Source organism: Pseudomonas sp. PDM04, assembly GCF_014851765.1.
In the GTDB taxonomy this organism is placed as follows: Bacteria; Pseudomonadota; Gammaproteobacteria; order Pseudomonadales; family Pseudomonadaceae; genus Aquipseudomonas.
In genome coordinates this window covers 27,852-41,713 of sequence record NZ_JACVAI010000010.1, presented here as the reverse complement: position 1 = coordinate 41,713, position 13,862 = coordinate 27,852, and the positions used below count along the sequence as shown (strand labels likewise).

Below are 13,862 nucleotides of genomic sequence, written 5' to 3'. Positions count from 1 at the left end.
TCTGTGATATCACTGCCCCGGCACCGGGCAACTCAAATCCCCCTCCTGGCACTTCAAGTAGTTCTTGAAGGTCTGTGACCGCGCCTTGGTCAACTCGGTGATGCAATTACTGTAGATCAACGGGTACACACTCCCGCCCGTCACGGCCGATGCAGAGAACTTGCACTCGGCATCGCGAAAGCCGATCCAGGCCCGCTGGGCGCCGACCAACAGCTTCTTGCTGTCAGGGCTGGCCTTCAAACGCGCGCTGATCTGTTGGTAAAGCGCATTCAGTTCCTTGTCCGCCGCTTTGTGCTGTTGTGCTGCGCACTGGTTCATCGTCGCCTGGTCGCTGGCGTTGTCGCAATCGACGGCATGGGCAAGGGGGCTGAGCAGCAGTGGCGTCAGCGCCAGGAGCACGCGTGGAGTCATTGAGGTTCTCGCTGAGTCGGGAAAAGACCTGGGCAGTGTAGCGAAGCGTCGATGGCCAGGCTTGCCCCTGTGGCGTTCAACCCGAACTTTGACCCGAATGTGCGGCCGAATAGGTCAGGCAGGTGGATCGAGATACAACTTTAAGGTTGGACAAGTGGTCTTACAGGCCTACTGTTCAATACAGGAGGTGATTTATGAACCCAGCATCAGATCGCATCGAAAGGAAGATCCTGCTCAAGGCGCCGCGCTCGCAGGTCTGGCGCGTGCTGGCGAACGCCGAAGCGTTTGGGCAGTGGTTTGGCGTAGCCCTGGAAGGCAAGCGTTTTGTCGCCGGCGAGTGGACCCAGGGGCAGATTACCTACCCTGGCTATGAGCACTTGCTGTGGAACGTGCTGGTGGAGCGCGTCGAACCGGAGCGGGTATTTTCCTTCCGCTGGCACCCATATGCCGTGGAGCAGCAATACGATTACACCCAGGAACCCACCACACTGGTGCGCTTCGAGCTCGAAGACATGGACGGGGGCACCTTGCTCAAGGTGTCCGAGTCAGGCTTCGATCACATCCCCCAGGCGCGCCGTCTCAAGGCATTCCGCATGGACAGCCGGGGTTGGGATGAGCAGATGAACAACATCGAAGAGTTTCTCAAGATCAACCTCAAGGCGCATGAACGTCAGGAGGAGTAACCCCGGAAAACCGCGGCTTTCGGGCCTGGCACCTGAGGTGTCTAAGGGTTTTCGGAAGGGGACTATGGCGAATGTCCTACACGCGATGGTAGCTATGTCGTCTGTTGCAGATTGGATCCGATGCGTAATCTAGCCCCATCAACTGAAGCACAGGGAGTGCTTCGGGATCATGGATGATCGACCATCAGCAAGGACTCGCTATCGACAGGGAGTCGACATGGTCTTGGGAAAAACCCGCCTCTGGCGGGTTTTTTTTCGCCTGTCGAAAAGCGGGCCACTGCCCCCTCTGTGGGCGCGAGCAGGCTCGCTCCCACGGATGCGGGGGGGCTCAATCAGACCGCGAGCCTTGCGGCCACCCGGTCAGTGATCTGCGCCCGCTGCTGGCGTGACTGCGCCGTGCGTCGGTTGGCTTCCTCCAGAACGGAGGCGGGCGCCGTCTGCGGGCTGCCCGAGTCGAATGGCGGCGCCGGCGCGTACTCCAGTTGCAACTGCACCAGCTGCGCGGTGTCCTCGTCGAACAACTCCGCCGCCAGTGTCAACGCGAAATCGATGCCAGCGGTGATGCCGCCACCGGTCAACAGATTGCCATCGCGCACCACCCGATCCTTCACCGCGATTGCCCCCAGGGGGGCGAGCAGTTCGTGATAAGCCCAGTGAGTGGTGGCGCGCTTGCCCTTGAGCAGGCCTGCCGCGCCGAGCACCAGTGAGCCGGTGCACACCGACGTGACATACCGCGCCTGGGCCGCCTGAGCCTTGATGAACGCCAGCGTCTCTTCATCCTCCATCAACGGCCCGACACCGCTGCCACCGGGAATGCAGATCACATCCAGCGCCGGGCAATCGGCGAAAGTGGCGGTAGGGTGGAGCACCAGGCCGGTACTTGCGGTGACCGCCTGCAGGTCCTTCCAGATCAGGTGCACCTTCACGTTCGGCAGCGAGGCCAGCACGTCGTAAGGGCCGGTCAGGTCCAGTTGCTGGACCTGCGGGAACAACAGAAAACCGATCTGCAACGTCATGGTGTTTTTCTCGTGAGGTGGGTGGACGACTTCACTCTAGGCTCGTAGGATTTGGCGCATACGCCAATTACCCCACGAATTACGCCAAACATGCCCAAGACCATCCATGTGCTCGCCTTTGCCAATGTGCAACTGCTCGATGTCACCGGGCCCTTGCAGGTGTTCGCCTCGGCCAACGACATTGCCCGTCAGAAGGGCCTGCCCGCGCCGTACGCCCCCACGGTGATTGCCAGCGGTGGCGGGGCGGTGACGTCGTCGGCGGGGTTGGCGCTGTTGGCCGAACCGCTGCCCGTGCAAGGCAGCGACACCTTGATCATCGCCGGCGGCTGGGGCGTGTATGCGGCGGCGCAGGACGCGGCGCTGGTGGCCTGGGTGCGCGGACACGCGGCCATGTGCCGGCGTGTGTCATCGGTGTGCACCGGGGCGTTCCTGCTGGCGGCCAGCGGCTGGCTGGATGGTCGACGGGTGGTGACGCACTGGACCCGTTGCGAACAATTGGCGCAACAGCATCCGCAGTTACGGGTTGAACCCAATCCGATTTTCATCAAGGACGGCCCGGTGTGGACCTCGGCCGGGGTCACGGCCGGCATCGACCTTGCACTGGCCATGGTCGAAGCCGACCTTGGCCGCACCATGGCGCTGGAAGTGGCGCAGCAGTTGGTTGTGTTTCTCAAGCGCCCCGGCGGGCAGTCACAGTTCAGCGTCACCCTGTCACTGCAGAAGGAAGGCAGCCGTTTCGACGAGCTTCACGCCTGGATCAGCGAAAATCTCACCATGGACCTGGGCATTCCCACCCTGGCCCTGCAGGCGGGCATGAGCGAGCGCAGCTTCGTGCGCCACTACCGAGCCGATACGGGCCAGACCCCCGCGCGTGCCATTGAACTGATCCGCGTCGAGACCGCCCGGCGTCTGCTCAGCGATACCGGCGTGCCGATCAAACGGCTGGCGGTGCAATGCGGGTTTGGCAGCGAAGAGACCCTGCGCCGCAGTTTCCTGCGAGCCATGGGCGTGACGCCGCAGGCTTATCGGGAACGGTTTTCGGTACAGTGAAAGGGGGCCTTGCCGGCCCCATCGCGAGCAGGCTCGCTCCCACATTTTTTTGGAGCGATGGCCGACGACACACGCTCAAGGCTGCCAGAAACTCTTCTCTCCACTCAATTTCCGGTCCAGGAACACGGCCGCGCTGATCAGCGCCAGGTGCGTCAGTGCTTGCGGGGTATTGCCCAGGTGCCGGGCATGGCTGTCGAACTCCTCGGCGTACAATCCCAGCGGGTTGGCGTACCGCAGCAGTTGCTCGAACTCCAGATGCGCCTTTTCCACCTGGCCTGCCCGGGCCAGGCATTCGACGTACCAGAACGAACAGGCGGCGAACGCGCCTTCGGTGCCGTCGAGGCCATCGATCCGGGTGTCGTCGTTGCGATAGCGATAGACCATGCCGTCGCGCACCAGGCTTTTCTCGATGGCTTGCAGGGTCGAGAGCCAGCGCGGGTCCTTGGCGCTGACAAAACGGACCAAGGGCATCAGCAGCATCGAACCGTCGAGGGCGGTGCCGCCGATGTGCTGGACGAAATGCCCGCGTTCCTCGTTCCAGAAGTTGTCCCAGATGTCGGCATAGATCGCCTGACGGGTCTGGTCCCACCGGGCGAAGGGCGCCGGCAACGAGCGCTTGGAGGCCAAGCGAATGGCCCGGTCCACGGCGACCCAGCACATCAGTCGCGAGTGCAGGAAGTGATGCTGCTCGCCGCGCATTTCCCAGATGCCGACGTCTTTCTGCTGCCAGGTCTCGCACACCTGGTCGACCACGTTCACCGCGTGTTTCCAGCCTTCGTGGGAGATGGCGTCACCGTACTTGTTGACCAGGTACACCGCATCCATCAACTCGCCGAAGATGTCGAGTTGGACCTGATCGTAGGCGTCATTGCCAATACGCACGGGTTGCGCGCCACCATGGCCGGACAGGTGCGAGAGTTCGGTTTCCGGCAGTTCCTGGCGGCCATCGATGCCGTAGAGGATGTTGATTTTCATCGGTTGGCCGTGGCAGTCGCTGACCCGGCCGCGCAGCCAGCGCATGTAGTCGTTGGCTTCCTGGACAAACCCCAGGCGCATGAAGGCATACACGGTAAACGAGGCGTCGCGGATCCAGGTGTAGCGGTAGTCCCAGTTGCGTTCACCGCCGGGGGTTTCCGGCAGGCCAAAGGTCGCGGCGGCGAGGATCGCTCCGTGTTTGCGCGAGGTCAGCAGCTTCAGGGCAAGGGCCGAGCGGTTGACCATTTCCCGCCAGCGGCCTCGGTAGTTGGACTGACCGCTCCAGTCGCGCCAGAACTTCAGGGTGCGCTCCAGGCACAGCTCGGCGGCGCCTTCCTTGAGACGCGGATCGTCGACACCGCCGAGCAGGAACTGTGCGCTCTGGTCCTGCTCCAGGGTGAATTCGGCGAACGCGGCGTGACCCTCGACCCGTAACGGTTGATCCGATGTCAGGCGCATCGCCGGCTGGCCGCTCGCCTCGAACACCACATCCTGTTCATCCAGGCGGGCACGGGTGCTGGCCCGGGCGTAGTCGTGGCGCACGGCGCAACGCAGGTGAAAGGTCGCGCGACCGCTGACCACCCGAACCCGGCGCATCAGTACCGGCAGGTCGTCCTCGCTGTCGCCGATCGGCAGCAGGTCGGTCACTTCGACCACCGCCTGCTCGCTGAGCCATCGGGTCTGCAGCACGTTGGTGTCGGGCAGGTAGATCTGCTCGCGGCGGGCGTCGGGCAGGTCGGGCGATAACTGGAAAATCCCGGCCTCGGGGCTGTCCAGCAGCGAGCAGAAGATCGACGGGCTGTCGAACTCCGGCCAGCAGAAAAAATCCACGCTGCCCTTGTCGTTGACCAGCGCGGCACTGCGCATGTCGCCAATGATGCCGTGGGCGTCGATGGCGCTTTGTCGCTCGAAAAGATGATCAGCCATTGCCGCGAAACTCCGGATAGAGGCTCATGCCGCCGTCGATGAACAGGGTGGTGCCAACGATGTAGTCGGAGGCATCGGAGGCGAGAAATACCACCGCGTTGGCAATGTCCTCGACGTCGCCGACCCGCCCGTAGGGAATGAGTTTGAGCAAATCGGCTTCACTGACATCCCGGTTGATTTGCGTTCGGATCGCCCCCGGTGCGATGCCGTTGATGCGGATGCGCTGGTGGCTGACTTCCTGGGCGAGGGTCTGCATCAACTGATCGATGCCGCCCTTGGACGCCGCGTAATTGACGTGGCCGGCCCAGGGAATGCGCTGGTGCACCGAACTCATGTGGATGATCTTGCCGGCCGCGCGGGACACGCCTTCACGAATGCCCTGGCGATTGAAGATCCGCAGCGCGGCACGGGCACAGAGGAACTGACCGGTGAGGTTGACGCCGATCACCTGGTTCCAGTCGGCGAGGCTCATGTCCACGGCGGGCGCGTCTTTCTGCAGGCCTGAGTTGGCCACCAGAATGTCCAGCGTGCCGAACGCGTCGAGGCTCTGCGCGAACAGCCGTTCGACGTCCTGTTCCTGTGCCACATCCGCACCGATGGCGAGGGCACGACCGCCCTGCGCTTTGATCTGCCGGGCCAGTCGTTCGGCGGGTTCGGGCTGCGAGTGGTAGTTGATCACCACGGCGGCACCAGCGGCGGCCAGCGCCTTGGCGGCGCCGGCACCGATGCCGGAACTGGCGCCGGTCACCAGCGCCACTTGTTGCTTGAGAGAAATCTGCATGCACATCAGCCTGGGGTTGAGGGCCTTATCTGCTGACTGACGGGGGCTGGCGAGAGTTCAGGTTCAAGCATGAAAGTTTTGTCAGGCTGCTGAGGATGCCCGCCTCTTCAAGAACAGGCTCCCACACGTAATCGCGTAAACCCGCAGAAATCAGGCGAGCTGCAAGGCCTTCATCGCGAGCAGGCTCGCTCCCACAGGGAACCTTGTTACCAGCCGCGTCCAGAGTTGACCCAGAAATTCACCGACAGTGAGGTGGAAACCGACTCCACCTGATGAAACCAGCCCTCCGGCAGAAACAACAGGTCACCAGCCTCCAGGGTCACCCGCAGAAACGTCACCTGCGCCGCGCTCGGGAAACGCTGGTAGTCGGGCGCATCCGGGTTGAAATCGCAACCGTCCAGCCCGCCCTGGGGCGCCGTGGACCAGGTGCCCAACGCCTGGCGATGGTGCGGGGCGGCGAGGGTGAAGGTTTTCTGACCCCAGACCTGGGCGAACAGGTTGTCGGTGTCGTCCCGGTGCAACGGGGTCAGGGTGCCTTTGGGGCCGATCCAGATCCGTGGCGGGATGAACAGCGAGGGATCGAAGTAGGGTGGGTACTTGATCTGTTCCATCAGCTGAGCGGGAAGGATGTTGTTGCCCATATAGGCCGGTGGCTCGCCATCGGCGCCCTTGACCGCCGGGGAATCGAGTGAGGCGATGAAGTCGGCCATCGAGGTGGAACGAAAGTCCCGCTCCGTGGAGAACGTTTTCTTCACGTAGTCGCCATGGCGGGTGATGCCTTGCAACTCGGCGAAGTGCACCAGCGATTCTTCGCGGCTGAGTTTGAACAGCGGCCAGTCCTGCAAGGCGTCGCTGATGATCACCGGCACGCCGTTGGGCAGGTAGCGGCTTTCGAATTCCTGCACCGACAATTCGCGGCGCGGCCGACGCTCCACCGTGCGCTGGGTCGGCAGGCTGGCGGTCAGTTTTTCACTGAAACGCGGCGGGGTCGGGTAACGCTTGTTCATGTCGACCTTTTCCACCACGCCGCCGCCGTGGCGCGCATGGTCGATGATCTGCGGCAGCATCGTGGCCAGGCCCATGTTGCCGCCGATCTTCAGGCGACCGCTGGCGAACAGCTCCTCGACATTGGCCAGGCCGCCCATGATGCCCAGAAAGTCCTTTTCCGCGACCTCGATGGTGACGTCGGGGCTGGTGTGGCGCCCGGCTTCGGTGCGGCTGCTGGACCTGACCTCGGACCAGTACGCCTGGTGCGGCCCGAACACGAATTGGAAAACACCTTCGATACCGACTGCGCCGGCGTTGGCGAACAGTTTGCCCAGGATGATTTGCAGGTCCACGACGATCACTCTTCTTGGTTTCGGTCTGAACAGGGAACGAACCCGTGTCGTGCAAATTTATCCAGGCGACGGACTAATTTGCGCCCGCATCTGCGCGTTCATGGTGAGAGACCCCTCTTTTCAAGGTGAACGCGGTGACCAAGCTGACCCTGCTGTGCCTGCCGTACTCCGGTGCCAGTGCGATGGTTTACAGCCGTTGGCGGCGCAAGGTGCCGCAGTGGCTGGATGTGCAACCGGTGGAGCTGCCAGGCCGTGGTGCCCGCTACGCCGAACCCTTGCAGACCGATATGCGCGCCTTGGCGCTGCAACTGGCCAAGGAGCAGGGCGCCAGGCTGGCAGCACCCTATGCCTTGTTCGGGCATAGCCTCGGCGCTTTGCTCGCCTGCGAAATGGCCCATGCGTTGCGTGCCCTGGGCTGTCCGGAGCCGGTGGCGCTGTTCGCCTCGGGCACGGCGGCGCCGACCCTGCGTGCCGACTATGACCGTGGTTTTGCCGAACCGAAAACCGATGCGCAGTTGATCGATCAGTTGCGCACGCTCAACGGCACCAGCGAAGAGGTGCTGGCCAACGAAGAATTGATGAGCCTGACGCTGCCGATCCTGCGCGCGGATTTTCTTCTGTGCGGGCGCTTCCAGCCCCTGCAGCGCCCCTTGCTCAAGTGCCCGGTGCATGTGCTCGGTGGCACGGCCGACAAGGCCAGCACCGAACAGTTGATCGGCTGGAGCAAGGAGACCCACGGCAGTTTCTCCCTGGACATGCTGGCCGGTGGGCATTTTTTCATCCACGAGCACGAGGCCAGGGTACTGCGGGTGATCAGGGACCAACTGGAGGTTCATCATCGCCGGCACGCCATGGCGGCCAGCGCCTGAGACCCTCTATTCCCTTTCCCTGTGGTCGCGGGCTTGCTCGCCAAAGCCGTGTGTCATCCCGTGCACAGGTGACTCACGCACCGTCTTAGCGGGCAAGCCCGCTCTCGCATTGATCGATGTGCTGCCACCCCTCTGATAGTTGTTCTCACCCGCTAATTTTTCCGGACTGCATTCGTTTTATAGGGACGACGTGCCTTTGTGCTTCCTGCCTACTGAACCGGATGCTGAGAAATGAATGCTGAAGACTCCTTGAAACTTGCTCGCCGGTTTATCGGGTTGCCCGTGGAAAAGCGCCAGATGTTCCTTGCGGCCCTGAACAAGGAGGGCGTGGATTTCGCCCGTTTTCCGATTCCCCAGGGCGTCGAGGCCGAAGACCGGCAAGCGCTGTCCTACGCACAGCAACGCATGTGGTTTCTCTGGCAACTGGACCCGCACAGCGGCGCTTACAACCTGCCGGGTGCCGTGCGGCTCAAAGGCCGCCTGAACCGCTCGGCGCTGGAGCAGGCGTTTGCCAGTCTGGTGGCGCGTCACGAGACCTTGCGCACGGTGTTCCAGCGTCAGGCCGACGAGACGCTGTTGCAGGTGCCGGCCACCGCAGTCTTGCAGGTCGAGGACGTCGATTTCAGCGCGTTGCCGGTACAGGAGCGCGAGCAGGCAGTGGCCCGCGCCGCCCAGCAGCAATCGCTGCTGCCGTTCGATCTGGCGGTCGGCCCGCTGTTGCGGGTGCAATTGCTGAAGCTGGCCGAGCAGGAGCACGTGCTGCTGCTGACTCTGCACCACATCGTTTCCGATGGCTGGTCGATGAACGTGCTGATCGACGAATTCATCCGTTGCTACGACGCCCATGATGCCGGCGTGCAGCCGCAGCTGGCCGCGCTGCCGATTCAATACAGCGACTACGCCCTGTGGCAACGCCGCTGGCTGGAGGCCGGCGAACAGGCTCGGCAACTGGACTACTGGCAGGCCCGGTTGGGTGATCAACACCCGGTGCTGGAGCTGCCCACCGATTACCCGCGCCCGGCCATGCCGAGCTATCGCGGCACGCGCCATGAATTCGGTGTCGACAGCCGGTTGGCCGAACAGCTGCGCGCCACCGCCCAGAAGCACAACGTCACCTTGTTCATGTTGCTGCTCGGCGCGTTCAATGTGCTGCTGCACCGTTACACCGGGCAGACCGACCTGCGCATCGGTGTGCCGATCGCCAACCGCAACCGCGGTGAAACCGAAGGCTTGATCGGCTTCTTCGTCAACACCCAGGTGCTGCGCACCCAACTGGACGGCCAGACCCGCGTGGCGGATCTGCTCGGCGCCATCAAGGAGACCGCCCTCGGCGCCCAGGCCCATCAGGACCTGCCGTTCGAGCGTCTGGTCGAGGCCTTGAAGCTGGAACGCAGCCTGAGCCATACCCCGTTGTTTCAGGTGATGTACAACCACCAGCCGCAGGTCGCGGACATTTCCACGGTGACCACCGCGTCGGGCCTGGAGCTGGGCGCCATCGAGTGGGAAGGGCGCACCACCCAGTTCGACCTGACGCTGGACACCTATGAAAAGGCCGGCACGTTGCACGCGGCGCTGACCTACGCCAACGACCTGTTCGACGCCGTCACCATCGAGCGCATGGCGAAACACTGGACCCGCCTGCTGCAGGGCATGGTCGGCGACGACTCGCAACGCATCGGCGACCTGCAGATGCTGGAGAGCGCGGAATACCAGTGCATCGTCCACGACTGGAACCTGCCGGGCGAAGGGTTTGCCGACCACCTGTGCATCCATGAAATGATCGCCCGACAAGTCGCGGCGACCCCCGAGGCATTGGCGGTGACCTTCGGCACGCGGCACCTGAGCTACGCCGAACTCGATGCCCAGGCCAACCGCCTGGCGCATCAGCTGATCGAACGGGGTGTCGGCCCGGAAGTGCGGGTCGGCGTGGCGATGCCGCGTTCCGAGCAACTGCTGGTGGCACTGCTGGCGGTGCTCAAGGCCGGTGGCGCCTATGTGCCGCTGGACCCGGACTACCCGGCCGAGCGCGTGGCCTACATGCTCGACGACAGCCGCGCGCGGGTGCTGCTGACCGAGTCGGCGGTGGCGCAGAACCTGAACGTGACCAGCGACACCCAGGTGCTGCTGATGGACACCGCCGATGCCTGGGCGAGTTATCCACAGCACGCGCCGCTGAGCCGCGTGACCCCGGACAACCTGGCCTATGTGATCTACACCTCCGGTTCCACCGGCCAACCGAAAGGCGTGGCCATCGCCCACCGCAACGTGTCGGCGCTGATCGACTGGTCGCAGTCGGTGTACAGCCGCGACGACATCCAGGGCGTGCTGGCCTCGACCTCGGTGTGCTTCGACCTGTCGGTGTGGGAGCTGTTCGTCACCCTGGCCAACGGCGGTTCGCTGATCATCGCTCGCAATGCGCTGGAGTTGCCGCAACTGCCGGCGCGGGATCAGGTGCGCCTGATCAACACCGTGCCGTCGGCCATCAATGCGCTGCACGCCGCCGGGCAGATACCGCCGAGCGTGCGCATCATCAACCTGGCCGGTGAACCACTGAAGCAAACGCTGGTGGACGCGCTCTACGAGCAGTCAACGGTCGAGCACGTCTACGACCTGTACGGCCCCTCGGAAGACACCACCTATTCCACCTGGACCCGCCGCAGCGCCGGGGGCACGGCGAACATCGGCCGGCCGCTGCACCACACCGCCAGCTACGTGCTGGATGCCGACCTGCAACCGGTGCCGCAAGGCGTCTCGGCCGAGCTGTACCTGGCCGGCGCGGGCATCACCCGTGGCTACCTGGGGCGTGCGGCGATGACCGCCGAGAAGTACGTGCCGAACCCGTTCGCCCGAAATGGCGAGCGCCTGTACCGCACCGGTGACCTGGTGCGTTACCAGTCGGAGGGTGCGCTGCAATACGTCGGACGCATCGATCATCAGGTCAAGGTGCGTGGTTTCCGTATCGAGCTCGGTGAAATCGAAACCCGCCTGTTGCAACAGGACGCGGTACGCGAGCTGGCGGTGCTGGCTCAGGACAGCGCCAACGGTCAGCAGCTGGTGGCCTACATCGTGCCGAGCGATGCGGCGGTCGTGGCGGGCGATGCCGGGGTTCAGGCCGGCCTGCGGGAAACCCTCAAGGCCGCGCTGCGTGAGCATTTGCCGGATTACATGGTTCCGACCTACCTGTTGTTCCTCGATGCGCTGCCGTTGACCCCCAATGGCAAACTCGACCGCAAGGCCTTGCCAGCAGTCGATGGCTCCTGGCAGCAGCGTGAACACGTCGCGCCGCACAGCGCCCTGGAAAAAGCCCTGGCGGCGATCTGGCAAGACGTCCTGGCCATCGACTCGGTGGGCCTGGAAGACAATTTCTTTGAATTGGGCGGTGACTCCATCGTCTCGATGCAAGTGGTCAGCCGTGCGCGTCAGGCCGACATCGTGTTGAGTCCCAAGGACCTGTTCCAGCACCAGACCATCCGCAGCCTGGCGCAAGTGGCGCGTCAGGCTGCGCAGAGCACCATCGACCAGGGGCTCGCGGTCGGCGCAGTGGCCCTGACGCCGGTGCAGCACTGGTTCTTCGAGCAACCTATCCCCGAGCGCCAGCACTGGAACCAGTCGCTGCTGCTGATCCCGCGTGAGCCGTTGGATGGCGAGGCGCTGGAGCAGGCCCTGGGGCAATTGCTCAGGCACCACGACGGCTTGCGCCTGCGTTACCAGAACAGCGCCGCGGGGTGGCAGCAGGCCTATACGGGGCCGACGGCGGATTCGGTGCTGTGGCAGCGCCGGGCCGATTCGGCGCAAGCCTTGCTGGACCTCTGCGAAGAGGCGCAGCGCAGCCTCGACCTGCAACAGGGCCCGCTGCTGCGAGCGCTGCGGGTGGACATGCACGATGGCAGCCAGCGTTTGCTGCTGGTGATCCATCACCTGGTGGTGGACGGGGTGTCGTGGCGCGTCCTGCTGGAAGATCTGCAGCAGTTTTACCGCGAGGCCCGGGACGGAACGGCCATGCGGCCTGTCGCCAAGACCAGCGCCTATCAGCACTGGGCGGCGCGCCTGCAAGCGCACCTGCCGGTGTTCCTCCACAGCCTCGATCACTGGCAGGCGCAACTGCGCGACGTGCAGGGCGACTTGCCTTGCGATCGCGCCAACGGCGCCCTGGAGAATCGTTTCGAGCAGAAAGTCGAGATCAGACTCGACGCCGAACAGACCCGCAAGCTGCTGCAAGGGGCGCCCGCAGCCTATCGCACCCAGGTCAACGACCTGCTGCTGACGGCGCTGGCGCGTGTGGTGTGTCGCTGGACCGGGCAGGGCAGCACGCTGATCCAGCTCGAAGGCCATGGTCGCGAAGACCTGTTCGACGACATCGACCTGAGCCGCACCGTCGGCTGGTTCACCAGCCTGTTCCCGGTCAAGCTGACGCCTGACGCCGAGGTCGGCGTATCGATCAAGACCATCAAGGAACAACTGCGAGCCGTGCCGGACAAGGGCCTGGGCTACGGCGCGCTGCGTTACCTGGCCGAACCTGCGATCGGCGCAGTGCTGGCAGCCCTGCCCGCACCGCGCATCACCTTCAACTACCTGGGGCAGTTCGATCGCCAGTTCGACGACGCGGCGCTGTTCCTACCCTCGAGCGAAGGCAGCGGCGCAGCGCAGGATCCCGGCGCGCCTTTGGCCAACTGGCTGACGGTGGAGGGCCAGGTGTATGGCGGCGAGCTGGCGATGAGCTGGGGTTTCAGCAGCGAGATGTTCGACCGCCGCACCATCGAGCAACTGGCCGGCCATTATGTGGCCGAACTCGACGCACTGATCGAACATTGCTGCACCCTCGACCTCCCGCAGCCCACGCCATCGGACTTCCCGCTGGCGCGCCTGACCCAGGCGCAACTCGACGGCTTGCCGGTGGCGGCCGGCCAGTTGGACGACCTCTATCCCTTGTCGCCGATGCAACAGGGTCTGTTGTTCCACACCCTGTATGAACAGGCGGCGGGCGAGTACATCAATCAGCTGCGGGTCGACGTTCAGGGCCTCGATCCGCAGCGCTTCCGCGCCGCCTGGCAAGCGACCGTCGAGGCGCAGGACATTCTGCGCACCGGGTTTGTCTGGCAGGGCGAGCTGGAGCAGCCGGTCCAGATCGTCCACAAACAGGTGCAATTGCCGTTCAGCGTGCTCGATTGGCGTGAGCACGGCGATCTGGCCGTGGCGCTGGACGACCTGGCGGATGACCAGCGCCAGCAGGGCTTCGATCTCACCCAGGCGCCGTTACTGCGTCTGGTGCTGGTGCAAACCGCTGCCGATGGCTGGCATCTGATCTACACCCATCACCACATCCTGATGGATGGCTGGAGCAATTCGCAGCTGCTCGGCGAAGTCCTGCAACGCTACCGCGGTCAAACGCCACCGGCGACGGGTGGGCGTTATGGCGATTACATCGGTTGGCTGCAGCGTCAGGACGCCCAGGCGAGCGAGGCTTACTGGGGCGAACAGCTGGCGTCGCTGCAGGAGCCGACGCGCCTGGCCCAGGTGGTGGCGGGCAACGACAGCCTCAGCGGCCATGGCGATCATTACCTGAACCTGACGCCTGCGAATACGCTGGGCCTGGAAGCGTTTTCCCGCCAGCAGAAAGTCACCGTCAACACCCTGGTGCAAGCCGCCTGGCTGCTGTTGCTGCAACGCTACACCGGTCATGAGAGCGTGGCCTTCGGCGCCACGGTCGCCGGTCGCCCGGCCGATCTGCCCGGCATCGAGCAACAGGTCGGTCTGTTCATCAACACCTTGCCGGTGATCGGTACGCCGCGTCCGGACCAGACCGTCGCGGC

At 64.1% G+C, this 13,862-nt stretch carries 9 protein-coding genes (1 of these 9 only partly in view); 4 read left to right on the top strand and 5 right to left on the bottom strand.

Features of this window, described 5'->3' with window-relative positions; all coding sequences use genetic code 11:
• Positions 1 to 9: 9 nt before the first annotated feature.
• Entirely contained in the window at positions 10 to 411 is a 402-nt protein-coding gene (locus IB249_RS29460) for a lysozyme inhibitor LprI family protein (protein WP_192309915.1), read from the bottom strand.
• A 194-nt stretch (positions 412 to 605) separates the two neighbouring features.
• On the opposite strand from IB249_RS29460, the gene IB249_RS29455 reads away from it, so the two are divergent.
• Positions 606 to 1,094 (top strand): SRPBCC family protein, encoded by a 489-nt coding sequence (locus tag IB249_RS29455; protein ID WP_192309912.1) that lies wholly within the window; start codon positions 606 to 608, stop codon positions 1,092 to 1,094.
• Positions 1,095 to 1,426: 332 nt separating this feature from the next.
• On the opposite strand, the gene inhA is transcribed toward IB249_RS29455, so the two are convergent.
• Complete coding sequence (gene inhA / locus IB249_RS29450) at positions 1,427 to 2,110, bottom strand: isonitrile hydratase (RefSeq protein WP_192309911.1); 684 nt, start codon at positions 2,108 to 2,110, stop codon at positions 1,427 to 1,429.
• A gap of 90 nt (positions 2,111 to 2,200) precedes the next feature.
• On the opposite strand from inhA, the gene IB249_RS29445 reads away from it, so the two are divergent.
• Positions 2,201 to 3,160 (top strand): GlxA family transcriptional regulator, encoded by a 960-nt coding sequence (locus IB249_RS29445; RefSeq protein WP_192309910.1) that lies wholly within the window; start codon positions 2,201 to 2,203, stop codon positions 3,158 to 3,160.
• A 75-nt stretch (positions 3,161 to 3,235) separates the two neighbouring features.
• On the opposite strand, the gene IB249_RS29440 is transcribed toward IB249_RS29445, so the two are convergent.
• The 3 genes from IB249_RS29440 to IB249_RS29430 form a co-directional block, all read right to left on the bottom strand.
• Entirely contained in the window at positions 3,236 to 5,062 is a 1,827-nt protein-coding gene (locus IB249_RS29440; protein WP_192309909.1) for a glycoside hydrolase family 15 protein, read from the bottom strand.
• Positions 5,055 to 5,843 (bottom strand): SDR family oxidoreductase, encoded by a 789-nt coding sequence (locus tag IB249_RS29435; RefSeq protein WP_192309908.1) that lies wholly within the window; start codon positions 5,841 to 5,843, stop codon positions 5,055 to 5,057. Before IB249_RS29435 ends, IB249_RS29440 begins: the two co-directional genes overlap by 8 nt.
• Positions 5,844 to 6,049: 206 nt before the next feature.
• On the bottom strand, positions 6,050 to 7,183 hold the full coding sequence (locus tag IB249_RS29430) for a cupin-like domain-containing protein (RefSeq protein WP_192309906.1): 1,134 nt from the start codon (positions 7,181 to 7,183) through the stop codon (positions 6,050 to 6,052).
• 134 nt (positions 7,184 to 7,317) lie between these two features.
• On the opposite strand from IB249_RS29430, the gene IB249_RS29425 reads away from it, so the two are divergent.
• Both IB249_RS29425 and IB249_RS29420 read left to right on the top strand, forming a co-directional pair.
• Entirely contained in the window at positions 7,318 to 8,052 is a 735-nt protein-coding gene (locus IB249_RS29425; RefSeq protein WP_192309904.1) for a thioesterase II family protein, read from the top strand.
• 231 nt (positions 8,053 to 8,283) lie between these two features.
• Positions 8,284 to 13,862, top strand: the start of a protein-coding gene (locus IB249_RS29420; RefSeq protein WP_192309902.1) for a non-ribosomal peptide synthetase. 6,787 nt of this gene lie beyond the right edge of the window; 5,579 of the gene's 12,366 nt are visible here — the first part of the coding sequence; it begins with the start codon at positions 8,284 to 8,286; its stop codon lies off the right edge, out of view.